This window comes from Natronococcus sp. A-GB7, from assembly GCF_029688865.1.
Lineage (GTDB): Archaea > Halobacteriota > Halobacteria > Halobacteriales > Natrialbaceae > Natronococcus.
In genome coordinates this window covers 51,103-77,016 of the sequence record NZ_JARUKV010000020.1, presented here as the reverse complement: position 1 = coordinate 77,016, position 25,914 = coordinate 51,103, and the positions used below count along the sequence as shown (strand labels likewise).

Annotated in this window: 26 protein-coding genes and 1 pseudogene; 13 read left to right on the top strand and 14 right to left on the bottom strand. The window is 65.7% G+C overall.

The features are described from left to right. Window positions 1–5 precede the first annotated feature (5 nt). The gene (locus QA609_RS17285; protein WP_278303856.1) at window positions 6–2,816 is read left to right on the top strand and encodes a cation-transporting P-type ATPase; all 2,811 of its coding nucleotides are present in this window, start codon (window positions 6–8) and stop codon (window positions 2,814–2,816) included. Between the two features lie 59 nt (window positions 2,817–2,875). Here the strand turns inward: QA609_RS17285 and QA609_RS17280 are convergent, their stop codons facing one another. From QA609_RS17280 to QA609_RS17260, 5 genes are all read right to left on the bottom strand, one after another. Further along, window positions 2,876–3,847 (bottom strand): glycosyltransferase, encoded by a 972-nt coding sequence (locus QA609_RS17280; RefSeq protein WP_278303855.1) that lies wholly within the window; start codon window positions 3,845–3,847, stop codon window positions 2,876–2,878. A 97-nt stretch (window positions 3,848–3,944) separates the two neighbouring features. Beyond that, window positions 3,945–4,364 carry a universal stress protein gene (locus QA609_RS17275; RefSeq protein ID WP_278303854.1) on the bottom strand — a complete coding sequence of 140 codons (420 nt, stop codon included), beginning with the start codon at window positions 4,362–4,364 and terminating at the stop codon, window positions 3,945–3,947. 165 nt (window positions 4,365–4,529) lie between these two features. Then, a complete protein-coding gene (locus QA609_RS17270) occupies window positions 4,530–5,006 on the bottom strand; it encodes a pyridoxamine 5'-phosphate oxidase family protein (protein WP_278303853.1) in 477 nt (158 codons plus the stop codon). Window positions 5,007–5,111: 105 nt separating this feature from the next. Next, window positions 5,112–5,453 (bottom strand): ArsR family transcriptional regulator, encoded by a 342-nt coding sequence (locus QA609_RS17265; RefSeq protein WP_278303852.1) that lies wholly within the window; start codon window positions 5,451–5,453, stop codon window positions 5,112–5,114. A gap of 329 nt (window positions 5,454–5,782) precedes the next feature. After that, window positions 5,783–6,364, bottom strand: a complete 582-nt coding sequence (locus QA609_RS17260; protein ID WP_278303851.1) for a hypothetical protein — start codon at window positions 6,362–6,364, stop codon at window positions 5,783–5,785. A gap of 262 nt (window positions 6,365–6,626) precedes the next feature. Here QA609_RS17260 and QA609_RS17255 point away from each other — a divergent pair, with 262 nt between their 5' ends. Then, window positions 6,627–7,394 (top strand): type II CAAX endopeptidase family protein, encoded by a 768-nt coding sequence (locus QA609_RS17255; protein ID WP_278303850.1) that lies wholly within the window; start codon window positions 6,627–6,629, stop codon window positions 7,392–7,394. Window positions 7,395–7,417: 23 nt separating this feature from the next. On the opposite strand, the gene QA609_RS17250 is transcribed toward QA609_RS17255, so the two are convergent. Continuing rightward, a complete protein-coding gene (locus QA609_RS17250) occupies window positions 7,418–7,891 on the bottom strand; it encodes a hypothetical protein (protein ID WP_278303849.1) in 474 nt (157 codons plus the stop codon). Between the two features lie 261 nt (window positions 7,892–8,152). Between QA609_RS17250 and QA609_RS17245 the strand changes: the two genes are divergently transcribed. After that, the gene (locus QA609_RS17245) at window positions 8,153–8,575 is read left to right on the top strand and encodes a CBS domain-containing protein (protein WP_278303848.1); all 423 of its coding nucleotides are present in this window, start codon (window positions 8,153–8,155) and stop codon (window positions 8,573–8,575) included. Here QA609_RS17245 and QA609_RS17240 read toward each other — a convergent pair. Beyond that, on the bottom strand, window positions 8,490–9,068 hold the full coding sequence (locus QA609_RS17240; RefSeq protein WP_343233808.1) for a YbhB/YbcL family Raf kinase inhibitor-like protein: 579 nt from the start codon (window positions 9,066–9,068) through the stop codon (window positions 8,490–8,492). The genes QA609_RS17245 and QA609_RS17240 overlap by 86 nt on opposite strands. 102 nt (window positions 9,069–9,170) lie before the next feature. Further along, the gene (locus QA609_RS17235) at window positions 9,171–9,314 is read right to left on the bottom strand and encodes a hypothetical protein (protein WP_278303847.1); all 144 of its coding nucleotides are present in this window, start codon (window positions 9,312–9,314) and stop codon (window positions 9,171–9,173) included. A 287-nt stretch (window positions 9,315–9,601) separates the two neighbouring features. Between QA609_RS17235 and QA609_RS17230 the strand changes: the two are divergent. Continuing rightward, window positions 9,602–10,857 (top strand): annotated as a pseudogene (locus QA609_RS17230) (transposase). Between the two features lie 77 nt (window positions 10,858–10,934). Here the strand turns inward: QA609_RS17230 and QA609_RS17225 are convergent. Next, complete coding sequence (locus QA609_RS17225; protein ID WP_278303846.1) at window positions 10,935–11,327, bottom strand: secondary thiamine-phosphate synthase enzyme YjbQ; 393 nt, start codon at window positions 11,325–11,327, stop codon at window positions 10,935–10,937. A gap of 91 nt (window positions 11,328–11,418) precedes the next feature. Here QA609_RS17225 and QA609_RS17220 point away from each other — a divergent pair, with 91 nt between their 5' ends. Then, entirely contained in the window at window positions 11,419–12,159 is a 741-nt protein-coding gene (locus tag QA609_RS17220; protein WP_278303845.1) for a diphthine--ammonia ligase, read from the top strand. An 86-nt stretch (window positions 12,160–12,245) separates the two neighbouring features. On the opposite strand, the gene QA609_RS17215 is transcribed toward QA609_RS17220, so the two are convergent. Further along, window positions 12,246–12,695 carry a pyridoxamine 5'-phosphate oxidase family protein gene (locus tag QA609_RS17215; RefSeq protein ID WP_278303844.1) on the bottom strand — a complete coding sequence of 150 codons (450 nt, stop codon included), beginning with the start codon at window positions 12,693–12,695 and terminating at the stop codon, window positions 12,246–12,248. A 176-nt stretch (window positions 12,696–12,871) separates the two neighbouring features. Here QA609_RS17215 and QA609_RS17210 point away from each other — a divergent pair, with 176 nt between their 5' ends. Further along, a complete protein-coding gene (locus tag QA609_RS17210) occupies window positions 12,872–14,200 on the top strand; it encodes a RimK family alpha-L-glutamate ligase (protein ID WP_278303843.1) in 1,329 nt (442 codons plus the stop codon). A gap of 156 nt (window positions 14,201–14,356) precedes the next feature. Here QA609_RS17210 and QA609_RS17205 read toward each other — a convergent pair whose 3' ends face one another. The 3 genes from QA609_RS17205 to QA609_RS17195 form a co-directional block, all read right to left on the bottom strand. Beyond that, the gene (locus QA609_RS17205; RefSeq protein WP_278303842.1) at window positions 14,357–14,758 is read right to left on the bottom strand and encodes a hypothetical protein; all 402 of its coding nucleotides are present in this window, start codon (window positions 14,756–14,758) and stop codon (window positions 14,357–14,359) included. 425 nt (window positions 14,759–15,183) lie between these two features. Continuing rightward, on the bottom strand, window positions 15,184–16,170 hold the full coding sequence (locus tag QA609_RS17200) for a hypothetical protein (RefSeq protein ID WP_278303841.1): 987 nt from the start codon (window positions 16,168–16,170) through the stop codon (window positions 15,184–15,186). Between the two features lie 683 nt (window positions 16,171–16,853). Next, window positions 16,854–17,045: a hypothetical protein gene (locus tag QA609_RS17195; RefSeq protein WP_278303840.1), complete on the bottom strand. Its 192-nt coding sequence runs from the start codon at window positions 17,043–17,045 to the stop codon at window positions 16,854–16,856. A 27-nt stretch (window positions 17,046–17,072) separates the two neighbouring features. Here QA609_RS17195 and QA609_RS17190 point away from each other — a divergent pair, with 27 nt between their 5' ends. From QA609_RS17190 to QA609_RS17160, 7 genes are all read left to right on the top strand, one after another. After that, window positions 17,073–17,786 (top strand): SDR family oxidoreductase, encoded by a 714-nt coding sequence (locus QA609_RS17190; protein ID WP_278303839.1) that lies wholly within the window; start codon window positions 17,073–17,075, stop codon window positions 17,784–17,786. A 165-nt stretch (window positions 17,787–17,951) separates the two neighbouring features. Next, complete coding sequence (gene nosZ, locus QA609_RS17185; RefSeq protein WP_278303838.1) at window positions 17,952–19,859, top strand: TAT-dependent nitrous-oxide reductase; 1,908 nt, start codon at window positions 17,952–17,954, stop codon at window positions 19,857–19,859. Window positions 19,860–19,882: 23 nt separating this feature from the next. Then, window positions 19,883–20,647 carry a hypothetical protein gene (locus QA609_RS17180; protein WP_278303837.1) on the top strand — a complete coding sequence of 255 codons (765 nt, stop codon included), beginning with the start codon at window positions 19,883–19,885 and terminating at the stop codon, window positions 20,645–20,647. Continuing rightward, a complete protein-coding gene (gene nosD, locus QA609_RS17175; RefSeq protein WP_278303836.1) occupies window positions 20,640–22,040 on the top strand; it encodes a nitrous oxide reductase family maturation protein NosD in 1,401 nt (466 codons plus the stop codon). The genes QA609_RS17180 and nosD overlap by 8 nt, the downstream gene beginning before the upstream one ends. Continuing rightward, a complete protein-coding gene (locus QA609_RS17170) occupies window positions 22,021–22,992 on the top strand; it encodes an ABC transporter ATP-binding protein (RefSeq protein WP_278303835.1) in 972 nt (323 codons plus the stop codon). Before nosD ends, QA609_RS17170 begins: the two co-directional genes overlap by 20 nt. Further along, entirely contained in the window at window positions 22,989–23,921 is a 933-nt protein-coding gene (locus tag QA609_RS17165; protein WP_278303834.1) for an ABC transporter permease subunit, read from the top strand. Before QA609_RS17170 ends, QA609_RS17165 begins: the two co-directional genes overlap by 4 nt. Beyond that, the gene (locus QA609_RS17160) at window positions 23,918–24,469 is read left to right on the top strand and encodes a nitrous oxide reductase accessory protein NosL (RefSeq protein ID WP_278303833.1); all 552 of its coding nucleotides are present in this window, start codon (window positions 23,918–23,920) and stop codon (window positions 24,467–24,469) included. Before QA609_RS17165 ends, QA609_RS17160 begins: the two co-directional genes overlap by 4 nt. An 82-nt stretch (window positions 24,470–24,551) precedes the next feature. Here the strand turns inward: QA609_RS17160 and QA609_RS17155 are convergent, their stop codons facing one another. After that, complete coding sequence (locus QA609_RS17155) at window positions 24,552–25,883, bottom strand: MFS transporter (protein WP_278303832.1); 1,332 nt, start codon at window positions 25,881–25,883, stop codon at window positions 24,552–24,554. Between the last annotated feature and the right edge of the window lie 31 nt (window positions 25,884–25,914).

The window sequence follows — 25,914 nt, the reverse complement described above, 5'->3', positions numbered from 1 at the left end:
CATACGTGTCACAGTCAGAGCAATACGAGCGAGCCAGGTCAGACTCTGACAGCGACTGGCACTCGCGCTCGCTCGAAGACGTCTACGCGGATCTGAAGACATCACGAGATGGATTAGATCCGGAGGAAGCGCGTACCCGCCTCGAGCGCGAGGGACCGAACGAGATCGAGGCGAGTGAGGGCACCTCCCCGCTTCGAATCCTGCTCGAGCAGTACACCTCGGCGCTGATCTGGGTGTTGATCGTCGCCGCGGTCGTGATGGCTGGCGTCGGACACCTGATCGACGCTGGCGTCATCGCAGGTATCGTCGTCTTCATCACGCTCTTTGGCTTCCTGCAGGATTACCGGGCCGAACAGAGCATCCAGGCGCTGAAGGAGATGTCGACGACGTACGCGCTCGTCAGTCGCGGTGGCGAGAAGCGCGAGGTCGACGCTACGAAACTCGTACCTGGCGACGTGATCTTCGTCGAATCGGGTGACATCGTTCCGGCCGACGCTCGCATCGTCGAGGAGTCGAACCTGAGCGTCGACGAGGCGGCACTGACCGGGGAGAGCGTCGGTGTCTCGAAGGAGGTCGGTGACGTTGCCAGAGAGACCTCGCTGGCCGAACGCGAGAACATGCTCTACAAGGACACCGTCGTCGAACGCGGTTCGGGGACGGCAGTCGTCGTCGAGACCGGTCCCGAATCCGAGATCGGCCAGATCGCGACCGCGCTCGAGGAAGCCGAGGATCGCGACACGCCGTTCCAGGCCGAGATGGATCGACTCGGGAAGCTCATCGCGGTCGGCGTCGTCGGGATCGTCTCGATCATCGCGATCACCGAACTCGTCGTCGGCGACACGGCGCCGCTACAGGTGTTCCTGACGGCTGTCGGGATCGCCGTCTCCGCAGTACCGGAGGGACTGCCCGCGGTCGTCACGCTCTCGCTGGCACTCGGCGCCCGGCGGATGGCCGAGAAGAACGCGCTCGTCCGTCGACTCCCGATCGTCGAGGCGCTGGGCTCGGTCGACGTCATCTGTACGGACAAGACGGGGACGCTCACCGAGGAGGAGATGACCGTCCAGCGGATCGTTGCCAACCGCGAAACCTACGAGGTGACCGGTACCGGCTACGGCACCGACGGCGAGTTCCTCCGGGACGGCGACCCCGTCGGCGAGGATCGCGTGGCCGAAGTGTTGCGCTGTGGGATGCTGTGCAACAACGTCGACGTCGGAACCCGCGAACGGGACGAAGCCGACGGTGGGGACGCGACCGCCGACGCCGGAACGGAGGAGCGAACGTATCTCGGCGACCCAACTGAGATCGCGCTGTTCGTCGCCGCGCAGAAAGCTGGGTTCGACCACGACGAACTCGACGAGGCGTACCCCCGGACCGGCGAAGTCGATTTCACCTCGGCACGAAAGCGGATGACGACCGTCCACGAGACGCCCGATGGCGACACGGTCGCGTACACGAAAGGTGCCCCCGAGACCGTCCTCGAGCGCTGTACCCGCGAACTCGTCGACGGCGAGATCGTCGAGCTGACCGACGAGCGCCGTCGGGAGCTCGAGGCACAGACCGACTCGTTCGGCGAGGACGCCCTTCGTGTGATGGGGTTTGCCTACCGACCGGAGGTCCCCGACTCACAGACCGAGAACCCGGACGAGACCCTCGAGGAGGAGCTGGTCTTTTTGGGACTACAGGGGATGCTCGACCCGCCCCGGCCCGAAGTACCGGACGCGCTCGCGGGCTGTCTCGACGCCGGGATCGACGTCGTGATGATCACCGGCGACAACGCCGTTACCGCACGGGCGGTCGGCAAGGAAGTGGGACTGCGATCGACGCGCGTGATCACCGGGCCCGAACTCGAGGAGATGAGCGACGAGGAACTCGCCGACATCGTCGAGGACGTCGACATCTTCGCACGCACCTCACCCGAACACAAGACCCGCATCCTCCAGACGCTCCAGACCAAGGGACACACGGTGGCGATGACCGGCGACGGGGTCAACGACGCGCCCGCGGTCAAGAACGCCGACGTCGGCGTCGCCATGGGGATCCGCGGAACGGACGTGACCGAGCAGGCCTCCGACATCGTCTTGCTGGACGACAACTTCGCGACGATCCGGGACGCGGTACGGGGCGGTCGACGCATCTTCGACAACGTTCGCAAGTTCGTCAACTACCTGCTTTCGGGCAACGGCGGCGAGGTGACGATGATCTTCACGGGGACGCTGGCGGGGCTCGGGCTCGTCATCACCCCGATCCAGGTGCTCTGGATCAACGTCGTCACCGACGGCATCCCGGCGCTGACGATGGGCGTCGATCCGGCGGCCGACGACATCATGGAGCGGGAGCCGCGACCGCCGGACGAGGGAGTCATTACGGAGCGGATCGTGACCTCGATCGTCGGCATCGCGCTCTTCATGACGCTCTGTCTGCTCCCGCTGTTCACGCTGAACTTCTACGGCGAGCTGATTCCGGGGTACGACGTCACCGGAGCGATGCTGGGCTGGAGTCCCGACTACGACGTCGGCCGCGAGCTCGCTCAGACGATGGTGTTCACCGGCTTCGTCGTCTTCGAGATCGTTCGCATCCAGGCGATCCGGTTCCGGTACGGTCTTGGAATCGGCTCGAACCGGTGGCTCGTACTCGCCGTCGGCGTCGCGATGGCGCTGCAGTTGCTCGTGCTCTACACGCCGACCGGGCAGCTCCTGTTCGACGTCGAACCGCTCGCGCTCGTCCACTGGGCCCAGATCGCGGTCGCAGCGGCCGTCTTCGCGCTGCTGATGGCGATGTTCGTCAAGGTGCAGGATCGGTACTTCGAGCGGTACTGAGCGGAGCGGTGGCCGTCGGCACCGTGTTTCCCGCCACGGCGAGGTCACCAGCGCGGCGGTCAGTACTCGAGGTCCAGCACCGTCGCGAGGACCTCGGGGAGGTCCGCGAGCTGGCGAGGAAGCAGAAAGCGCTCGCGGACGCGTACCCGGCCGTTCTCGCCGAGGCTCGTTCGCAGGCGCTCGTCCTCGAGCAGCGCGACGACGCCGTCGGTAACGCCCGGAACGTCGTCGGGGTCGACGAGATAGCCGTCGTGGCCGTCCTCGACCTGCAGCGGGATGCCGCCGACGTTCGACCCGACGACGGGCGTGCGCTTCCAGAGCGCCTCCGAGACGACCAGCCCGAACCCCTCGCGAAGCGACTTTTGGACGACGATGTCGGACTCCCGTTGCAGGACGTTCACCGTCGCGTCCGGAAGATCGGTCAGCACGTGGACGTCCGGGTCGGCGACCGCTTCCTGGGCGATCCGTTCGTACAGCTCCATCCCCTCCGGATCGTCCCCGGCCATCCCGCCGGCGAGCGCTAGCTGGAGGTCCGGCACCGCCTCGCGGGCTCGACGGTACGCCGCGAGCGTCCCGAACTGATCCTTCCACGGGTCGAACCGGGAGACCTGCGCGACGACCGGTGCATCGAACGAGAGGGGCTCGAGCCGATCGCGTTCGGCGGCGACCGTCTCCTCGTCGAGCGACCGGTTCTTGTCGGCGAGCGGGTCGATCGAGGGGTGGACGACGCTCGCTCCCGAAACGTCGACCGATCCGCCGTACGTTGATCGGCTGAAAACAGCGTGATCGAACCGGTTTGCGTACTCGGAGACGAACGCGAGGTGCTCCTCGGAGGGCGCGGTGAGATCGACGTGACAGCGCCAGACGGTCGCCGCGTTCGGCATCGTCTTCTCGAGCCGATCGATCGTCCCGAGGGGCTGGGGATCGTGGATCACGATGACGTCGTACCCGTCCTCGATCTCGGTCGCGTTTCGATCGGTGACCTCGGCGTACGCCTCGATCGACCGATCCGGGAGCGATGGAGCGTGCATCTCGTCGGTCTCGGTACGACGACCGTGCTGGTATCGGTTGCGGGGACGGGCAAGCCGCGTGCGGCGCGGTCCGCCATCCGATTCGGGACTAGCGGGGTCAAACGGTCAACACCGGTCGGTCGGCGGTTCGAACGATCCGCTCGGCGACGCTGCCGATCCGATCCGTCCGCGTGTGACTCTGCCCCTGGTAGCCGATCACGATCAGGTCCGCGTCGAGTTCCGCCGCCTTCTCGCGAACTTCCTCCCAGGGGCGGCCGTGACAGACGGTCCAGCGACAGTCGACGTCGGCGCTTGCCGCCCGTTCGCCGACCGTCTCGAGCATCGCGGCGCCGCGGTCCTCGAGGTCGTCGAGGACGAGTTCGGTGCTGCTCAGCGCAGGCTCGCCGTAGCGGTGGGTTTCGACGCAGTACAGAGCGTGGACGTCAGCGCCGTATCGATCCGCGAGCGTGAGCGCGTGGTCCACCGCCCGGTCGGCCGGCTCGCTTCCGTCGGTCGGGACGAGGATCGTGTCGTGCATCGGCGTCGGACTCCACACCGAAGGGGTCCAAATAGGTAACACCGGGCGCGTTGACAGGTTGGGCTCGGCGATCGCGGTCGATCGATCGGAGCTCCGCTCGAGCGCCGGGGGTGCGCATCGGTCATCGACCGTCAGCTCGTATCGGAAGGTCGGCGCCGTCGGTCGCTACTCGTCGGCCGGCTCGAAGGCGGGTGGAAGCCCCTGGTGTTTGATTCCCGTCTGCTCGTCGATCCGGAACTCGTAGACGGCGACCTCCCCGGAGTGCGACGCCGACTCGAGGAGGCTCGGCCGCCACGCGTCGGCCAGCACCTCCTCGAGTCCCTTCCACGACGACTCCGAGACGGTAGAGATCCGCCCCGACAGGAGGACGCTCTCCCAGTTGTACGCCGTGTCGACCGAGAACGCGAGAAAGCTCGCGCCCTCGGCCCGTTCGGTTAGCGCCTCCTTTCGGCTGTTCGAACCGAGGAGGTACGTAAAGTACAGGTGAGAGTCGCCGTCGTAGCCGAACGACAACGGAAGGAGGTAGGGTGCACCTTCGTCGGGAAGCCCGAGAACGCCCGTCTTCCGAGTCGAGAGGAAGTTTCGAATCTCGCTGTCGTCCATTTCGACCAGTCCGTACTCCCGCAGTTCGTCGACTGACATGTTCGACTAGTCGCGGACTGGCAACGAAAAACCCACCTACGGTCCTCGCCCGGTGAGGATCGACTACGGAGTGTGCGTACCCGACCGCCGGCGGGACGTCGGTCGCTACTGAATCGACGAGATCTCCGCATCGACCGCCTCGAGAACGCTCGAGACCAGGTCACAGCGGTAGTACCGAACCGTCCTCCCGTGTCGGTCGTAGTCGACGAGTCCGATCTCTCCGAGCATCGGCAGGTGGACGTGGTGCAGTTCTCCCTCCCACCCGTCGTCGCCCGTCGCGGAGACGGCTCGAGCCAGTTCGTCGACCGTAATCCAGTTCTCGTCGGACGCCTCCAGCACCGAGACGATCTCGCGACGACGCGCGCTGGCGAGGGTGCGAAGGACGTCGTCCGTCTCGCAGGTCCGGTGCACGATCCCGTTCTCGTCGAGGAGCGGACACTCACTCATGGTCGGTTGGTTCTACAACGGGCGGTGGGCGTAAAGTCCCCCGCAGGAGTTCCTACGGTGCGAGAATATCGGGACCGGGATCCGTTTTCGAGGTGAACGCCAACCGAACCCGCTCGGCCCTCGAGTCCGGGCGTTCGATCGTTCGTCCGGTTGGCCGCAGTCACCGTCTCTCGAGGAGGATTCTCCGTTCTGATTACATATGTACCTGCGTAATTTACGTTCCGGCTGGAAAACCGGGCCACAGCCGCTTCGAGCGTCCCTCAGCGAGCGATGTGGTCCGGGTTGCCGGCAGGAACGCAACTCGAGGAGCCGTCGGGACGAGACGACGGCTATCCGTCGTGGTCGACGTCGGTGTCTTTCTCCGTGCGAACCTCGATCCTGCCAGCCATCGACTCGGGGCGAGCCCCGCAGGCGTATTCGGCGAGTCCCAGGTCCGCCCGAACCCGGAGCGTTTGCGTCTCCCCCCGCGTTTCGATCGGCTCCGTCCGATGTCGCTCGATGATCGCTCCGTCAGCGTCCCGGAGTACGAAGGCGTGCGGTTCGCCGTTACCGTTTTTCACGGTGATCTCGTACTCCCGGTTCTCGAAGAGGACGAGCGTCGGATTCCGCTCGCCGGCGATAGCGTCGGGCTCGAGGCCCCGCCATCCGTCGGCGTCGCCCTCGAGGACGATCTCCTCGACGCCGCCCCACGCGTCGTGAACCGCCGCCGGCTCGGTACACCCCCCGAGAGCGACCGTTCCGCCCGCAGCGACGAGGAACCCAAACAGCGTCCGACGCCCGCACCCGCACGGGTCCCCCGAAAACGGATCGGCGAGCGAGAGACGCTCCGCGAAGCGGGTCGGGAGCCGGTCGGAGAGGGTTCGGTTCCGTCGTGGGACGCCGATCGGATCGGTCGGGAGAGCAGTTCGCATCGGGTGGGCTGGCTACGGCGAGCGAGGTAAACCGTTTTGCACGACGACTGCACTGACACGACGGCGTATCTGTTCGCTCCCGAGAACGGCTCGCTGCTGCCGCGAGCCGCGACAGGTCCATCCGTCGGCTCCGCGAATGGGGAACGTGAATCCGAGAGAACGACGGCCGAGGAGCCGCGTCCCAGCTTTCGGCCGGCACCTCACGCCGTGGGGGTTTCCCGTTTGCTACCTCGGTTGGGCGTACCTCTGGTGGCTCCCGATCGTGCTCTCGGGCGACTCCGTCTGGACGTTCCCGAACGCCGTCCTCTTCCTCGTGGGAGGATCGAGCCCGCTGGTGGCGGGGCTCTCCCTGCTGTGGCTGACGAGCGGCCGGGACGGCTACCGCGACCTTCGTCATCGACTGGTCGAAACCGACCGTATTCGGCCCCGCTGGTGGCTGGTGATCGTGCTGCTGTACCCGGCGTTCACCCTGGTGGCGGCTTCGGTCGCGGTCGGTACCGGTTTCACGTCCGCGCCGCTCGAGGTCGTCGAGCCGCAGCGACTCCTCGAGCCGGGATCGCTCGCCCTGCTACTGGCCGTCGCGCTCGTTTTTCCCGCAGTCGAAGAGATCGGGCTGCGCGGCTACTGGTTCGATCAGCTGCAGGCACGCTGGAGCGCGCTCGTGGCGAGTCTGATTCTCGGGGTCGTCTGGGCGGCGTGGCACGTGCCGCTGGTCTACATGGTCGGCTACTACGACGAGACGACGTTCCAGCCGGAGCTGTGGTGGTGGCTCCCGAGTATCGTCCTTACCGCGATCATCGGGACGTGGGTGTACAACAATACTCGGCGAAGCGTCCTCGCGGTGATCGGCCTCCATTTCGTCGGTAATCTGACCGGGGAGACGATGGGGTTCGCAGGCGAGGTGTACCCCGTCGTCCACCTCGGAACGGCGCTCGTCGCGGTCTGTCTCGTGGTCGTCTGGGGTCCCGAATCGCTCCGCGGGTGGGACCGTTCGAAGCCGAACGCAGGATTCGTCGAGCGGTCGAGCTGACGGTGGATTCGAGTCGTGACTCCTCAGCCGTCCGTTCGATCGAACCGGGGCTCGCGACCTCCCGGCTCGGCGACGATCCACCAGTCGACGTCCGCCGACGGGTGTCGCTTCTCGACGTGTTCCCGGAGGAGTTCGCCCGTCGGAACGTTCGCTCCGCAGAGATCGCACCGGTGGTGATGGTGGTCGGGCGAGAGGAGATGGTCACCCTGGCCGTCCCGGTGGATTCGCGGCGGGACCGCCCTCGAGGCAGACTCGTCCGAGACGATCGCGCGTCGAAGCCGAACCGCCAGCCGATCGAAGTGCAGAAATTTCGGGTGGTCGACGACAAGCTCCGACAGAATCGCAAACGGAATCGCGATCAGGACGACGACGCCGATCACCTCGAGGGTCACCGCCGCATCCGTCGCGATGACGACCGCGAGGACGTCCTCGGTAACGCCGAAGACGATACCGATGACGAAGAACTCGAGGAGTCGTTTGAGTCGCTCCGCGTTCATGGCTTCTCTCACCTCGAGCGGACGGATGAAGCTTTCACGACACGGGCCGACGGCGGTTCGAACCGCAGTACGCGATACTGTCGGACGGCAGTCGGCGAACGGTCCGTCGCCAGCACGGACGGCGGTATCCACCGACGCTCGCTTCGATGCGGAAGACGGCCAACCCTCGTCGGAAAGCGAAAGTCAGGGAGCACGCAGGGTCACGAGCACACCCTCAAGCAACTATGTAGCTCGTTCTGGAAGCGACGAGTGGTGGAAACGATGCCAGTCGAGAATCTCGCACGAAGCGACGTCGTCACGGCCACGACGGACGAACCGATACACGAACTCGCGGCGACGATGCGCGACGAGGACGTCGGGAGCGTCGTCGTCGTCGACGGCGACGAGCCCGTCGGTATCGTCACGGACCGCGATCTGACGATCCACGCCCTCGCCGAACGGACCGATCCCGACGATCTCAGCGCCGAGGACGTGATGTCGGACGACCTCCAGACGATCGATCACGACGCCGGGTTCTACCGGGCAACGGAACTGATGAGCGAACGCGGCGTCCGCCGGCTCCCCGTGACGAACGCGGACGGCGAACTGAACGGAATCATCACCGTCGACGACCTGAACGAACTGCTCGCCGACGAACACGGGCAACTCGCGGAGGTCGTCCGAGCGCAGCGGCCGCCGTACTGAGACACCGTCGAGGCGCCGCTGGTCCCCACGGTTCGTAGCTGGCGGTGAGCTGCGTCCGGGCGACGACGCGCCCGTCTATTGCCTCCTCGAGGTCGAAGCACGCATTGAGCGCGTGCAGTTTGAACCGGTAGCCGTGCGGTTCGTCCGGTGGATCGGGACCGTCGTAGCCGATCTCGCCGAAGCCGTTCTCGCCCTCGATCGCCTCGTCAACGGTCCAGCCCTCCGGTATCGTCGCCGTCTCCGGAGAGACGTTCCAGACGAGCCAGTGAGCCCAGATCCGACCCGCCGGCTCGACCGCGTCCGGATCGTCGACGACAAGGGCGAGCGAGTCGGCGTCGGTCGGAACCGCGGCGATTTCGAGCGGGGGTTGAGGTTCGCCCCGTTGCGTCCGTACTGGTGGGGATCCGTCCGCCGTCGTCGAACGCGGGGCTCTCGAGGCGGAGGTCTCCCTCCTGTGTGGTCTCCGAGAGCACCGGATTGTCGTCGCTGTCACCCTCGTCGCCGGTGAAGTCGTCGAGGCAGTCGGCGAACCAGGCGAGTGCTGCGACTGCGAACGTCCGCCGCATGAGCGGTCGTGTGCTGTGCGCTCGTCGACTCACACACCTTCCTGGAGGAACCGTCCCTCCTGTTCGTAGATCGCCACCAGCTCCTCGATGAACTCCTCGAGGGTCTCGCCGTCCTCGAGGTGGCTCTCCATTCGCTCCGCGAGTTCGTCGTCGAGTTCGACTGTTCGGGTCATCGGGGACGACCACACCGCCCAGGCTGATAAACCACTACCCGCTCGGTGCTCGACTCGTTCGAGCGGATTCGACGAGTTCGGGGATCGGCCGTCCGTACGTCCGGCGTTGCGGACGGTTCGTCACAGAAGATCAGCAGTTTCGAGGCGGAGCCCCCGACCTCAAGGAGTGAGGGCTTCCGACTGGTCGGAAGTGCGAAGCGAGTAGGCCGGGGAGGAAGCCGACACTCCACGACACACTAACCCCCGACTCCCGAACTATTAATTATCGTCTGCATAGCGTCTGAAATATGGAGGTCAGACGTACTGCGCCGGTCAAACTCGTCGTTCTCGACGAGTACCACGACGACCTCCACGAAACCGCCGAGCAATTCCTCTACTGTGCGAACGAGGCCAGTGACTACTGCTGGGACAACACCGACTACAAAGACTGTATCACCTCGAACGTGAAAGCCAGAGATGCGTTGTACGACCGTCTCCGCGAGGAAACAGACCTCACGGCAACCTCGTCCAAGAAGCCATCCGGCGTGCCGTCCACGCTGTCGATAGTGGCGTTGACCGCTGGAAAAAGGGCAAACGGACGAACAAACCTGAATTCACCTCATGGAGCATGGTCTACGACAAGCGGAGTGCGACGTTCTACCGGAACAAAATCTCACTCTCGACAGTGAACGGACGAGTTGAGTGTGAGTTTGAGTTGCCAGCAGACAGTCCAACACCGTACGAGGAATACGTTCTCTCGGAAGACTACGAGTTTCGGACGAGTACACTCCAGTACGACCAAGACACCGACGAGTTTTATTTCCACGTCAAAACACGGAAGATAGAGACAGACGGTGAAGCTGTTGAAATTGAGGCTACGGACGATGCCGAGCACCAAACTGTCCTCGGGATCGACCTCGGTGTGAACAGTCTCGCTGTCGCCAGTACAGGCACATTCTGGAGTGGTAACGAATACGACCACTGGATACAAGAGTTCGAGAAACGCCGGGTGGAGATGCAACAGCGCGGGACACAAGACGCTCACAACGCCTTGCTTCGGCTTGGAAAACGAGAACGAGCATGGCGCAAACAGTACATCCACACGGTCGCCAACGAGATCGTTACCGAAGCGGTTGACAACGACTGCGACGTGATTATATTTGAGGATTTGACGGACATTCGAGAGCGACTGTCACACGCAGACTGGCATCACGTCTGGGCATTCCGCCGTCTTGTCGAGTACGTCGAGTACAAAGCACCAGAACGCGGTGTCGCGGTTGAACAGGTCGAGCCAGACCACACGAGCCAGCGGTGTTCGCACACTGACTGTGGCTTCACCCACGAAGACAACCGTGACGGCGAGCAGTTCCAGTGTTTGAAATGCGGGTACGAGATCAACGCGGACTACAACGGCGCGAAAAACGTCGGACTGCGGTACATGCGGAAGCGACAGCACAGACTGCGTTCCTCGCCCATGTCGGGGGGCGCAGACGCACCAGTAGACGTGCGTGTAAATGGTGGGATGTTGAACGGCAACGGCTATCGGCCAACCGCTGACAGCTGATTGCCGGGAGTCCACATCAAAGCCCCACCCTCAACGAGCGAACCGCGTATGCGGTGAGCGAAGTAGGGTGGGGTAGTTTACTTCGAAACGGTCGTCACCCGGAGTCGGCGCCGTCTGGGGCCGTCGCAGTCGACGAACAGGATCGCCTGCCAGGTGCCGAGCGCGAGTTCGCCGTCGACGACGGGAACCGTAACGCTCTCGCCGAGCAGCGTCGCTCGCAGGTGTGCGTCGGCGTTGTCGTCGATCGCGTCGTGGGCGTACCCCTCGCCGCGCGGGACGAGACGCTCGAGTGCGTTCTCGATGTCCGAGAGGAGTCGGTCCTCGTGTTCGTTGACGATCACGCCGGCCGTCGTGTGCGGAACGTACGCGGTACAGAGCCCGTCCTCGAGCTCCGTCGGGATCGCGTCGGCGACGTCGGCGGTGACGTCGACGATATCGACCCGCTCGTTCGTTTGAACGTCGAGCTGCATGGCCGACCCCACGACCGATTCCGTGATAGTCCTGCCGGCGCGAACGGTCGCGCTCACCGCGTATTTGTTCGGCGGCGACGAAGGAACCCGTATGGTTCCATCGGACGGCGGCTGGGTCGCGCTGTTCTCCGGCGGAAAGGATTCCTCGTGGGCGCTGTACCGAGCACTGGAGGCAGGCCACGACGTTCGCCGGCTCGTCGTCGTTCGCCCTCCGGAGGGGGCCCACGCGTACCACGCCCCGGCGACGTCGGTCGCACGGCTGGCTGCGGAGAGTATCGGTATTCCTACGGTCGACGCGGGGCTTCCCTCGACCGATATCGAACCGCCCGACCTGCGACCGGCCGCGGAGGAGGGAGGAGTCGTGGAGGGCGCACTCGAGCCGCTGGAGGTCGCGCTCGAGCGCCTCGACGACGAGTTCGACGGCGGACTCGCCGGGGTCGTCGCCGGCGTCGTCGGAAGCGAGTTCCAGGCCGACCGCCTGCGATCGCTCTGTGACGGACTCGATTGTGACTTTTTCGCGCCACTGTGGCGAGCGGCGCCGCGGGAGCTCGCAGCAGAGATGATCGACGGTGGCCTCGAGATCGTGATCGTCGAGGTATCGGCTCCCGGGTTCGACGCAGACTGGCTCGGACGACGGCTGGATCGGGCAGCCCTGGCCGATCTGGAGGCGCTCCGCTGCGATCACGGGACCCACCTCCTGGGCGAGGACGGGGAGTTCGAGACGGTCGTCACCGACGGCCCGCACATGGCACGTCCCATCGCGCTCGAGTTCGAACGGGAGTGGGACGGGGAGTGGGGTCGGCTGCGGATCACCGACGCCCGACTCGAGTAACAGGACTCGAGCCGTTCGGACGGTCTTTCCTGTCGGCAGTACGATCCGCTCGACTCGGCGACCGACACTCGCTCGACCTGCAGGCGTCAGGAGTCGGCTCGGACCTCCTTTCGTCCCGTCATCGTCTCGGGCTCGAGCCGGAAGAAGCGAAACCGCACCTCCTTCGGCGGTCGCTCGAAGACGTCGACGAGCGGGATCTCGACGGCCCACATTCCGTGGAGGTCGCCCGGATCGAACGGAGCGTCGGTAATCTCCTCGAGTTCGCCGCTGGCGACGACGCTTCGCCAGCCGTCGTCGGTGTTTCGGTGCGTGACGAACGATACGGACCGATCGACGAGTTCGGCCTTCCTGCCCTCCTTTGGCATCGAGAGTCGGTAGTAGAGCGCCCCCTCGTTCGGGTTGTACCCGTAGGAAACGGGAATCGAGACCGGAGGTTCGTCCGCTCCCGTCGCGAAGGAGATGACACCGATCCCGCCTCGACCGAGAAACTCGCCTATCTCGTCGGCGCTCAGCTGGAGCCAGCGCAGACCTTGCATACCGGTACACAGGCTTCGGGAATAGAAAGTACCCCGTACAGGGAAACGGGACGTTCACAGCGACGTGAACGAAACGGCCAAGCGTCGGCTCGAGTGCAGACACTCACGGAAACGCACTCGCTCGAGTCGCCTTTCGGGCTACGGCTTTACCGGTTCACACGCCGTAGAACCCGCACATGGTCGACAATTCGGTCCGAGTCGGCGTCCTGAGCTTCCACGACAGCAAGGAGTCGAAGGCGATCTGTAACGCCGTCGAGGAGCTCGGCCACGAGCCCGTCTGGCTCCGCGAGAACAACCTCCTCCTGCGGTTTGCGGACGGCTCGTTCGTCCTCGAGCCGGACGTGGACGTAGTGATCAACCGCCTGCTGCTGTCGACGGCGACCCAGCCCGTCGAGGCCGTCGGAATCGCGAACGCGATCGCCCGCTTCCGGCCGATGGTGAACGATCCCGACGCCGCTGCCCTCGCCTCCCACAAGATCGCCGCCGCCGCGGCGATGGTCGCAGCGGGCGTTCCGGTCCCGGAGACGGCGCTGGCGATGGGAACGACGACGGTCGGACGGATCAGCCCGACGTTCGGCGAGGAGTTCGTCTACAAGACGATCGTCGGAACCCACGGCGGCGGTGCGTGGAAGGTCCGCCAGAACGATCTGCTCACCGGGACCGTGGGCACACGTCGTGCGTTCCTGCAGGAACTCGTTCGCACGGACCGCGAGCGAACGCGGGACCTCCGCGTCTACGTCGTCGACGGACGCGTCGTCGGCGCGATGTACCGCTACGCCGACGACGAGGAGTGGCGGACGAACGTCGCACGCGGCGGATCCGTCGAGGACGCGACCGACGCGCTCCCCGACGCCGTCGCGGGGATCGCGACGGCTGCGGCGTCCGCGGTCGGACTGGACTGTGCCGGCGTAGACCTCATCGAGGGCGAGGATGGGTGGTACGTTCTCGAGGTCAACCCGACCGCCGGATTTAGGGGGCTGTTCCGCGCGACGGGGCGGAGTCCGGCGCCCATTATCGCGAAGGTCGCGATCGAACGCGCCGGGGGATCGGTCGACGACGAACTGGTCGAGCGGTTACAGGCAACGCTCGACGACTCGGTTCCGTCGTGTGTCCCGAGCGACGTCGAGCCGTTCGGCAGCGACGCACCGGTCGTCGGGCTCACCGAGCGCGTCGTCGTCAGCGGTACGACCGACACGAAGTCAGTGGCGGGCCGGGCCGAACCGATTAACGCGCGAACCCGGATCGACCTGCAGCTCGCGGCCGCGATCGGCGCGGGCCCGATCCAGGTCGGAACCACCGGCTCTGTCGAGAACGGCCACCGTCGGCGGCCCGTCGTCGACGTCGTCGTCGGCGTCGCCGGAACCGAGCGAACCGTCGACGCAATCGTCGAGGACCGGGCCGGAGACCCCTACCCGCTCCTGCTCGGGCGCGACGTGCTCGCCGAGTTCCGGATCGATGTCGCCAGCAGGTACGGCGGTCGGATTGCCGATTCCCTCGAAGAGTAAGGAGTTACGTTTTGGACGGTCGCTGGAACGCAGCGTCGTCGTCGAGGAGGTCGTCACCGACGCGGCAGCGGAGTGGTTCGACGAGACACTGGCGTAGCCGCTTCGAGGGCATCGAAAAGCGTCGACGGGGTGTCGTCGGTTCGCGCTCCTCCGTCTCTACCGCTCGCTCTCGAGGACGCGCTCGTACAGGTCCAGGACCGGGTGGTATCGGTCGCGGTGACTGTCGGGAAGCTCGCGGACGACGTCGTAGCTGTCCTCCGAAACGACGACCGTTCGCGGAATTCCCTGCCAGTCCTCGCGATGGCCGAAGAACTCCCGTTCGATCCCGTACCGGCCGCTCTCGTCGACGTAGGCGACGCGAGTCACCGGGAGATCCAACCGCGTGTTCGGAACCGAGACCTCCTCGAGCGAGCGGGCGACGGCGGCGAACCGACATCCCGATCGCTCGGTATCGGCGTCCTCGAGCCGGCGGATCGTCGGCTCGTCGATCAGCGCGACGTCTCGATCGGGGGCGCTACCGGCGGTACGTTTATTACTGTCTCTCGTTTTCGTATTCATGTTCTCTGAGATCCCGGAGGACACGAGGTCCGCTGTTGGCGCAGCGGGCCGGGATTCTCTCCCGACGTACCTCGAGTAACTAGTCGATACTCTAGCGAGCCACGGCTATAAATCTGTGCCGTTCGTTTCAGTCTACGGACTATTGGAAAATCGGCATACGAGATATGGTTTTCATCACCATACCATAACATATCTATCATTATTTCCGAGGGTGGGGAGCGACGGTCGCCTACACGGATCTGAGCGGTCGACGTCGGTCGCTGTTCGGTTCGAACGACGCAGTAGTCCCCGGGGCAAAGACGAAGCAATCGGCGCGGAGAGAACCCGTTCGTTCGACGTGATGGCTTCGAGCGTACGGGGTGGGCAGCGGATCGTTTCACAGCCGATGCTCCCGCCCCGGAGAAGCGGATGCGAACCGGAACGTGTTACTGACGGCCGTTTCGGCCGGGCACCTCGAGCGCGGCGGTGAGACGTTCGAACAGTCCGGGTCGATGGGCGCCGACGCTCTCGGTCGTGTCGTACTCGGACTCGAGCGTGCCCTCTCCGTCCTCGTCGAACGTCAGCACCGTCAGCTCCGAACTCTCCGCCTGCCTCGCGACGTCGGTCTCGACGGTTCCCGAGGTCGTCACGACGACCGGGTGTGCGCCGACCGACTCCGCGAACGCGCGGAACTCGTCGACGCGTTCGGTGTCGGGCGTCTCGTGGATGCTAACGATTCGTCGTTCGCCCATCAGACCGTCCTCGGCGAGGACGTGAACGCGTCGGGACTCTCCGTCGTCGACAGTGGCGTCGATCTCGGTCTCGAAGCGACGCTCCTCTAACGCCTCCGCAGCCGTTCGACGGGCCGCCTTCTGGCGGTCGAGCCACGTCTCGCCCTCCGGAGTGAGCGTGTACCGGTACAGTACCCGTTCGATCGTCTCCAGCGGGGGGAACATCGACGAGCACTCCCGACACCGAAGTCGGTCGTCCGGGACGTCGAACGACTCGGTACACTCCTGGCAGCTGTACCGGAGTTTCTTCTCGATGTCGACGGACTCGAGGTCCTGCTCGCAGTCGGGACACCGGTAGCCGGCCTCGGACTCGAACTCCGATTCGGGACCGGTGTAGCCACAGACGTGCTCGAGTACGGTCGTCTCGATAGCCTGTGGATCCCCGCAGGCCGGGCAGACGGTCGTGTACTGTAACCCCTCGGTCGTACACTCGGGACAGACGTACACCTTCGAGACGAACTCGTCGGCCAGTACCCCCCGAGTGGCGAACCGCTCGAGCACGGCGGCCGGGTCGCCGTCGATCTCGTCGAGCAGATCCGCGGCGGCCGAGTAGTTCACCGACCCGTCGTCGGAAATGTCGGGCTCGAACGCCTCGTCCTCGAGCAGTGTATCGATCAGTCGAAGCTCCCCTGGTGAAACCATAATCCCGGTTCGAACTGGGAGGACAATTACCGTATAATTTCCCCTTGAGTGGCTACTCGTTTCTCGGTGACTATCCGTTCCATCCACGATTGGAGTCGGAAGGCAACGGGTGCGATACTCGTGTCGAGTGGTATTCGTTTTGACGGCAGGGAGCGAACCGTTGCTGCCACCAGCGGGCCGGGTAACGGTTCCAGTACGTCTCGGGACAGTGCGCGAAGTTCCGGCTTCCGGCCGCGTCGAGGTCATCGCGGACGAAGAGGACGGTCGTTGTTCGGTCGGTCGGGTTGCTGTTCGAACGCCGTCCCTCGAGCGAGGGAGCGATGACGGGGAGCCTGCAGCGACGCCGTGCCGAGAGCGTCGAAAGTACGGCAACGAACGTGCAGTCGAGCTAACCGGGCGAGTCTCGGGGGCGCCGAAGAGCACCGGTGGACGCGGTCGTCTCCGGCGGGGAACGATCCCCCACGTGCCCGGTGGCTGCCACGAGAGGGAGTGTAAAGTTCACCCCGGACGACAGTCGGTCGGAAGCAGTGGTTTCGGAGAGTCGCTGTCGAAACTGCGTTCGTTCTTCGTACTGTCCCACCGGGAGGACACCGAGTTCGCGTCGCCTATTCCGTGTGATCCGTGAAAGACCAGCTTCTGAGAGTGTCTATAGATCCGTCGAATCGAGTTTCGTGACGGGTCACTCAAACCGCGAGTTTCGTGCGGACCAGCAGGGAGAACTCCACGAGGATCATGAACAGCGCGGCGATCAGCGAGACCCAGAGAACGGTGTTCGGCAGGACGTCGAGCAGTACGAGCGAAGCTGCGGCGGCAGCGGCGAGCAAGACACCCGTGACAACCTGGGTTGATCCCAGCGTTTCGAGCACGGTTACCATCTGCCACCATTCGGTAGCTGTGGTTTAGTGTTTGTCCCTGATCTCTCCGAGAGAATACCAGCCACGGGTTCGGCTGAAAGCGAACTCCGCGGGACGTTCCCGGTGACGCGGTTCGACATCGACAGAACGCTCGAGCGAGGCAGCGGTCGAGTGATCGACGTCGCGTCGCAGCTGGGTATCAAGGGCGCCGCAGAGCTGACACACTATTCGGCTGCAAAGAGCGGGGGGATCTCGTTCACCCGCGCACTCGCTCGAGAGGTCCCACCGGACGTGCAGGTCGGCGCTATCGCACCCGGACCCATCGAAACCGACATGCTCGACGACACGACCGAGGAGTGGCGCGAGCGCAGGGAAGCGGAGGTCCTCCTCGGTCGGATCGGAGCCGTCGACGACGCCGTGCAGACAGCAGTCTTGCTCGCCGGAGACGGCGGCGACTACTCTACGGGTCAGACGCTCAGTCCCGACGGCAGGGACGCGATGCACCGACGGGAATCGATCCACGACACGTCATCGGCGGAACGCCTCGAGGACGAGACGACGGACACTCCGACGCAACCGTCCGTTCCCGGTAGCCGGTCGTTCGTCGGCGGAAACTCGCCGTGCTTCTCGAGAACGGGATTATCGGAATCGAACACACCGAGCGAGTCTTCGAGGAACCGAGCGGCGAGCGGATTCGGAGGGGTGATAGACGGTGTCACTCCCTCACTCTATAATATTTCGTACCTGTGTCTTCAGACATAAGTTATCAGCGATAGAGGAACTACAGCGCCAGTATACCTGTCTGTTCGGCCGAACCGGTTCCCGTGCGTTACCACCTGACGGGAATTTGAAACAGGGCTAACGTCGTGTCCGACCGAGTACGACCCGTACAGGTGCAGTGACCGCCACCGCGACGACCCCAAGACGATGACAAGATCACACGCGTCCGAACCGACAGCCTCCGAAGAACCGACCAGCACGACCGCAGTAGCCGACAGAGATCCGCTCTTCGCTCGAATTCCGCGTCGTGACTTCATGATCGCGGGCGCCGCCACCGGGATGATGGGGTCGCTCGCGGGCTGTACCGGACTGCTCAGCGGCGACGAGCAGACCTCGGCGGCCGACGTCGACACCGAGGTTCCACCGGGCGAACACGACGATTACTACGCGTTCCTCTCGGGTGGCCACTCCGGCGACATTCGCGTCTACGGGGTCCCCTCGATGCGCCAGCTCATGCGGATTCCAGTGTTCAACGTCGAGAGTGCTCGAGGGTACGGGTTCGACGACGAAACCCACGAGATGCTGCAGAACTCTGGCGGCTACACGTGGGGCGACACCCACCACCCCCGAGTCAGTCAGACTGACAACGAGTACGACGGCGAGTGGCTGTTCGTCAACGACAAGGCCAACGGTCGGATGGCCCGGATCGATCTGAAGTACTTCGAGACGGACGCGATCATCGACCTGCCGAACCACCAGGGGACCCACGGCGCGTGTATGCTGTTGCCCGACAGCCGGTACGTCTTCGGCGTCGGCGAACTCCGCGTCCCGATCCCCAACGACGGTCGCGACCTCGACGATCCGAGCGAGTACGGCTCGACGCTCTCGGCGATGTCGCCGGACCCGTTCGACCACGAGTGGGACGTTCGCGTCGACTGTAACCTCGATAACGGCGACTCGGGCAAGGACGGCGAGTGGTTCTTTACGACCAGCTACAACAGCGAGGAGGGCGTCACCGAACGGGAGATGACGGCGGCCGACACCGACTACGTGGTCGCCTTCAACATCCCCCGTATCGAGGACGCGGTCGACGCCGGCGAGTACGAGGAGATCAACGGGGTCCCGGTCGTCGACGGCACCGAGGACAGTTCCCTCAACGACGGCGACGAGCCCCTGGTCCGGTACATCGACGTCCCGACGAACCCCCACGGCGTCAGCGTCACGCCGGACGGACGGTACGCGATCGCCTCGGGCAAACTCGACCCGACGTGTACGGTCATCGAGATCGATCGACTGAACGAGGTCGACGATCCCAACGACGCCGTCGTCGGCCGAGTCAACGTCGGGAACGGGCCGCTGCACACGGCCTACGACGGTCGGGGCCACGCCTACACGACGCTGTTCGTCGACTCCCAGGTCGTCAAGTGGGACATCGAGGCCGCCGTCGACGCCGAGCTGGGCTCCGAGGACCCGGTTATCGAGAAACACGACGTCCACTACAGCCCGGGTCACCTGATCGCCGCCGAGTCCTACACCGGCGAGGCCCAGGGCGACTGGCTGATCGTGCTCAACAAGCTCTCGAAGGACCGGTTCCTTCCGGTCGGGCCGGTGTTCCCCGAGAACGACCAGCTGTTCTACATCGGCGACGACGACGCCGGAATGGAGCTGGTCAAGGACACCCCCACCTACCCCGAGCCCCACGACGCCTCGATCGTCCGGGCCGACCGCCTCGATCCCGCCTCGGTGTACGATCCCGACGATCTCGAGTTGGATTTCATCTCGCCCGACGACGACGAGAACTTCGTCGACCGCGACGGCGACCGGGTTCACGTCGAGATGTACAACCAGCGCAACCACTTCGGCTTCGAGGACATCACCGTCCAGGAGGGCGACGAGGTCACCATCAGGTCGACCAACATCGAGAGCGAGGAGGACATCATCCACTCGCTGGCGATCCCACAGCACGACGTCAACGTCAAGCTCGCCCCGCAGGAGACTCGAGAGGTGACGTTCACCGCCGACGAGCCGGGCGTCTACTGGATGTACTGCGCGTACTTCTGTAGCGCGCTCCACCTCGAGATGCGCTCGCGGCTGCTGGTCGAACCGGCCGACTGACCACACACTCCCACCCATCCGCCATGTCAAAATTCGACAAGCTCACCGAACTCCGTCGCGCGCTCCCGCTCGCAGCGGCGGCGCTGTTGCTCGTCGCGATCGCGCTTCCGATGTGGCGGATCACGCTCGAGGCCCCGCAGTACCCCGACGGGCTGTTCGTCGAGCTATACGCCTACCCGCGCCTCGAGGGCGACGTCGCCGAAACGCAGGGGCTCAACCGGTACGTCGGGTTCTACTACCCGGATCCCGTCTACCTCGATCCCAACTACGACGTCAGTCCGAACGCGATCGAGGTACCCGAGTGGTCGGTCGGACCGCTCGCGTTCGTCGCCGTCGCTGCAGCGGGTGTGTTCGTCGCGCTCGCGCCGACGGTCCACAAGCTGAAGCTCGGGCTGACCTGCCAGCTCGCTGGAACGATAACGGTGTTCGTCACGATGTTCGCGCTCATCCAGTACCGACTCCACCAGGCCGGCCACTCGCTCGATCCCGACGCGCCGATGCGCGGCATCGACGGGTTCACGCCGCCGCTGCTCGGCACCTACGAGATCGCCAACATCAGCGGCCTCGCCTGGTTCGGTCCCGGCGGCTACCTTACGCTGATCGCGATCGCGCTGCTGGTCGCGGCCTACGCGTTCCGGAACTCGACGGCGACCGTCGGCGACGTGCCGACGATCGTCTCGTACCGACTCGAGCGGACCCGGACGTGGATCCGAAACCGACGCGGGCGGGACGACGCGCCCCGGCCGGCCGCGGACGACGCCGACGCGGAGGTGAGCCGCGATGACTGACCGCGCGAGGGTCGACCGCGAAACGTGGTTCGTCGTCGCCGCCGTCGCGGTGCTCGTCGTCTCGCTGGCGGCGGCCGCCGTCGCGGCGACCGACGGCTCCGACGACCGCGAGGCGACCGTCGAGGGCTGGACGCCCGACGTCTCGGACCCCCGCGACGCGGAGCCGCCCGCGGAGCCCGGCGTCGCGACCGTCGGCGACGATGAGTTCGACTCCGTCCAGGACGCCGTCGACGCCGCCGAACCCGGCAACACCGTCGTCCTCGAGGGGACCTTCGAGGAGCGCGTGACGATCGAAACCGAAGGACTCACGCTCGAGGCCGCAGGCGAGGGGGCGCTGATCGACGGCGGCGGCGAGGACACCGTCGTCCACGTCGCGGCCGAGAACGTGACCCTCGAAGAGCTGTGGATCCGCGAGTCGGGTCACGACCGGGGTAACGAGGACGCGGGCGTTCTCGTCAACGGATCGGGCTCGAGCCTCGAGGACGTTCGGATCACCGACACGACGTACGGCATCTGGATCGGCGAGGCCGAGGACGTCACCGTCGCGGACGCGACGATCGCCGGCCGCGAGGACGTCCCCGAGTCCGAGCGGGGTAACGGGATCCACCTCGACCGGGCCGACGGGGCCGAGCTCCGGGACAACGAGATCACGACCGTTCGGGACGGGATCTACTTCTCGTGGTCCGACGGCGTCGTCGCCGCGGATAACGCGGTGTGGGAGCTGCGCTACGGCGTCCACTACATGTACTCCGACGACAACCGCCTCGAGAGCAACGTCGCCTTCGACAACGACGTCGGGTTCGCGATCATGGTCTCGGAGAACCTCACCGTCGTCGACAACGTCGCGGTGAACAACGACGGCCCGAGCGGCCAGGGAATCCTCGTCAAGGACGTCGACCGCACCGAGATCCGCGACAACGCCGTCGTGGCCAATCGGAACGGGTTCTACGTCTACAACGCCCACGGCAACGAGATCGTCGATAACCTCGTCCTCGAGAACGAGGTCGGCGTCCAGTTCACCGCGGGCAGCTCCGACGAGCTGGTCGTCGGCAACAGCTTCGTCGCGAACGACCAGTCGGCGTATGCGCCGACGACCGCACAGATCACCTGGAACGACTCCGAACGGGGCAACTACTGGTCCGACGCCCGGGCGGTCGATCTCGACGGCGACGGTACCGGCGAAACCCGCCACCAGCCGGCGGGAACCGTTGAGATCCTCGTCCGCGAGCAGCCCCAGGTCGCCGTCTTCGCCGAGAGCCCGGCGTTCGACGCGGTCCGGATGGCCGAGAGCTCGTTCCCCGTCATCGAATCGCCCGGCGTGGTCGATCACCGGCCGCTCGCCGAACCGCCACACGACGACTGGAGGGAGTACTATGCAAATCACGATCACTGACGTTCACAAACGCTACGGCGACGTCGTCGCCCTTGACGGGCCGACATTCGAGATCCCGTCCGGGTCGACGTTCGGCGTCCTCGGGACGAACGGCGCGGGAAAGACGACGCTCTTCGAGCTGCTGGTCGGCCACGACACCCCTGACGCGGGACGGATCGAAGTCGGCGGGATCGACGTCGAGCGGGCTGGCCACCGCGTTCGCGAGCGGATCGCGTTCCTGCCCGAACACGCCGGCTTTCCGCCGTCGATGACCGGGCGGGAAGTGCTCGACGTCCACGCCCGAATTCGTGGCATCGATGGCCGCAAGGAGCGCATCGACGACGCCCTCGAGACGGTCGGCCTGGCCGACGCGGCCGACCGGCCCGTAGAGGGGTACTCCAACGGAATGGGACGACGACTCGGGCTCGCGTCGGCGCTGCTGGCCGAGCCGCCCGTGCTCGTCCTCGACGAGCCGACGGCCGGGCTCGACCCCCGCGGCGTTGCGACGTTCCACGAGATCGTCGAACGGATCGATCGCGAGACCGATGCGACGGTCGTGCTCTCCTCGCACGTCCTGAGCGAGGTCGAGCGGCTCTGCGACGCCGTCGCCGTCCTCGAGGACGGCCAGCTCCGCGCGGTCGGGGCCGTCGACGAGCTGCGGGCGGCGGGCGACGGGCGCGTCACCGTCGCCGTCCGGCCCGCGAGCGAGCGGGATCGGACGCGGGTCCTCGAGACCGTCCGGGGGTACGGCGAGGTGACCGACTCCGACGGGGAGATCGGGGTCGCCTGCGACCGCGAGGCCGCCCTCGAGCTCTCGGGGGCGCTCGAGGCCGACCTGGTCGATCGCTTCGAAGTTCGTGAGCCCGGGCTCGAGGCGGCATTCCACGAGGCGCTTGCGGGGGCCGAGAGCGGATCGGGTGGGACGCCTGTCGACGGCGAGTCCGCTGGTGGAACGGAGATGAGCGCGCGATGAGCGATCCGAGGCGGTCGAATCCGCGGCAGCCGACGGACGGGGGCGACGAGCCACGCCCGAGAGCCGACGGCGGCTACGGGACGGTAGCCGACGCCGAACTCGGTCGCTCCAGCGAGTCGGGCGACTGGTACCGGCAGCTGCTGGTCGTCGCCGAAACCGAGTACCGACTGGCGATCCGGGGACGGTGGGCGATCGCGCTCACCGCGGTCTTCGCCGCGTTCGCGCTCGGGCTGACGACGTTCAGCGGCTCGAGCGTCAGCCCGGAGGGGTTCGAACGCACCGTCGCGAGCCTCGCCGTGCTCGCGGTCTACCTCGTCCCGCTGGTCGCGCTCGCGTTCGGCTACGACGCCGTCGTCGGCCGCGAGGAGAGCGGCTGGCTCCGGACCCTGTTCGCGCTGCCCGTCGAGCGGGCCTGGATCGTCGTCGGAACCCTGCTCGGACGGGCGGTCGTCCTCGCGAGCGCGACGATCCTCGGGTTCGGGATCGCCGGGGGTTTCCTGCTGCTCGAGTTCGGCCTCGCCGGCTTCGACGCCTACGCGACGTTCCTGCTCGCGACCGTTGGCCTGGGGCTTGCCTTCCTCGCGGTCGCCGTCCTCGTCTCGACGCTCGCTCGCGAGAAGACCCACGCGCTCGGGATCGCCCTGCTGATCTGGGCCTGGTTCGTCCTCGTCCACGACCTGCTCGGGCTCGGTCTCGTCGCGGCGTTCGACCTCTCGGGGACCGCCGTCTCCGCGATGTTGCTCGCGAACCCGACGGGGATCTTCCGCGCGCTCGTCCTCGGGACGCTGGGTGCGGCCGGCGACGCCGGCTTCGCTACGGTGCTCGCCGAGTCCGGCCTCTCGACGGGGGTGCTCCTGGGAGCGCTCGTCGCCTGGATCGTCGTTCCGACCGTCCTTGCGACGCTCGCGATACGGAGGCGACGGCTATGAGCTGTCCGCGACGCCACGTCCTCGTCGGCGCTGGAACGCTCGCGACGGCAGCGACGGTCGGACTGGCTGGCTGTCTCGAGGACGACGAGACGACCACGGAGGAGTCGGCCGAGCCGATCGCCCTCGACGACGGGGCGACGTGTGACGCCTGCGGAATGGTGATCGCGGACCACCACGGTCCCGCCGGGCAGCTCCTCTACGCCGACGAAGACGAGGGTCCCGCAGCGTTCGACAGTCTCCGCGAACTCGTCGCCGTCCACGAGGAACGCGAAGTTCGGGGCGACGAGCACCGCGCGGCCTTCGCCACCGATTACTCGAGCGTCGACTACCGCCTCGAGGAGCGTGAGGGCACGCAGTACATTTCGACCCACGCCGAGGTGTCGGCGTTCGCCGACGCGACCGAACTGGTCTACGTCGTCGACAGCGCGGTCGAGGGGGCGATGGGCGAGGAGTTTCTACCGTTCTCCGATCGGGAAGAGGCGTCGGCGTTCGCCGACGAGCACGGCGGCGCAGTCAGCTCGTGGGAGGAGCTGGGAGCCCTCGAGTGAAATCCGTGCTCCGCGTCTCGATCGAGCGCCGTCGAGGGCGCGGGCTCGAGGTCCTCGAAACGGCGCGAACGCGATCCACGGGCTACCGATAGGCCTCGAACTCCTGGCCGAAGATCGCGAAGTAGACGACGCCGATCATGCCGACGACCGTCGCGATCGTAAAGGAGAGTTCTGGGCTAACGAACTGCCAGAGGAATCCGCCCAGGGCGCCGCTAGGGATGACGATCGCACCGCGGATCAGGTAGTACGATCCCGTTACGCGGCCGCCTGCGCCCTTCTCGGCGGGCCCGACTACGAGCGCCTTGTGAGCCGGCAGGCCGGCGAACCGCAGCCCCGAGAAGGCAAACAGCGCGATCAAGAGCCACGTTTCGTCGACTCCGCCGAGATACTGGGGACCGAAGATCAGCAGTACCGGGAAGATCGCGTAGACGAAGAATCCCAGCCCGACGACCGGTTTGAGGCCGACGTACTCGGCGATCTTCGCCGCCGGCGCCATCGTCAGCAACGCGACCAGCATCTCGATACTCAGGAGGAGCCCGAAAAAGGCCGCGGGCGAGAGGTCGATCGTACCGACGACGGGGAGGGAGAGCGTCAGTCCGATCTCGAGCAGCTGGGTGATCACGAGGATGAAGAAGGCGTACACCATCCCGTTGGCGAAGCGGACGAACGTGTCGGCGACCAGCAGCGGTCGCAGGGGATCCGGCAGCGCCCGCAGGTCGTCAACGATCTGACCGACGCCCTCGAACTCCTTGCCCACCGAGTCCTCGTCGGCCTCGTACAGCAGGTGCTGGGCGATCGTTCCGAGGACGGCGAAGACGATTCCGATAGCGAGCACCCAGAGGAAGCCGGGCATAAGCTCGTCGGCGACGAGAACGGCGACGATCAGCGGCGCGATCAGGAAGGCGGTCCGACGAAACGTCTCCGTGCTAGCGAACCCCTGTGCCAGTCGGCTCGGTTCGGTCGCCTGTTTGACGATGGCGTAGTGGCCGCCGATCCCGAAGGACTTCCAGCACTGCGCTAATAGTAGACCGACGAACACCCACACCCACGGCTCGAGGACGACGGCGCCGAGATCGATCGCGGGTACGTAGGCGGAGCCGAGCCAGATCGCGAAGCCGAACGTCGAGAGGAAGCCGAAGACGGTCAGCGCGTACCGTGATCCCACCCGATCGGAGATGACTCCGCCGTAGTAGGGGTAGACGGCGCCGATGACGTTGCCCAGCGTGGCGAACAGGCCGACCACGAACCCGCCAGCGCCGAGGTAGACCAGATAATCCGGCAGGAACCGGTTCGTCATCTGGAACCCGAGACTGAACGCGAACATCGCCAGCGAGAGCACCAGGACGTCCCGCTGCAGCGAGAAGAACTGGCGAAACGGTCCGAGGAGGTCGGCGGTTTCGCGTTCCGTGCCCATCTACCGATCGGATTGAACAGCGTAGTAAATA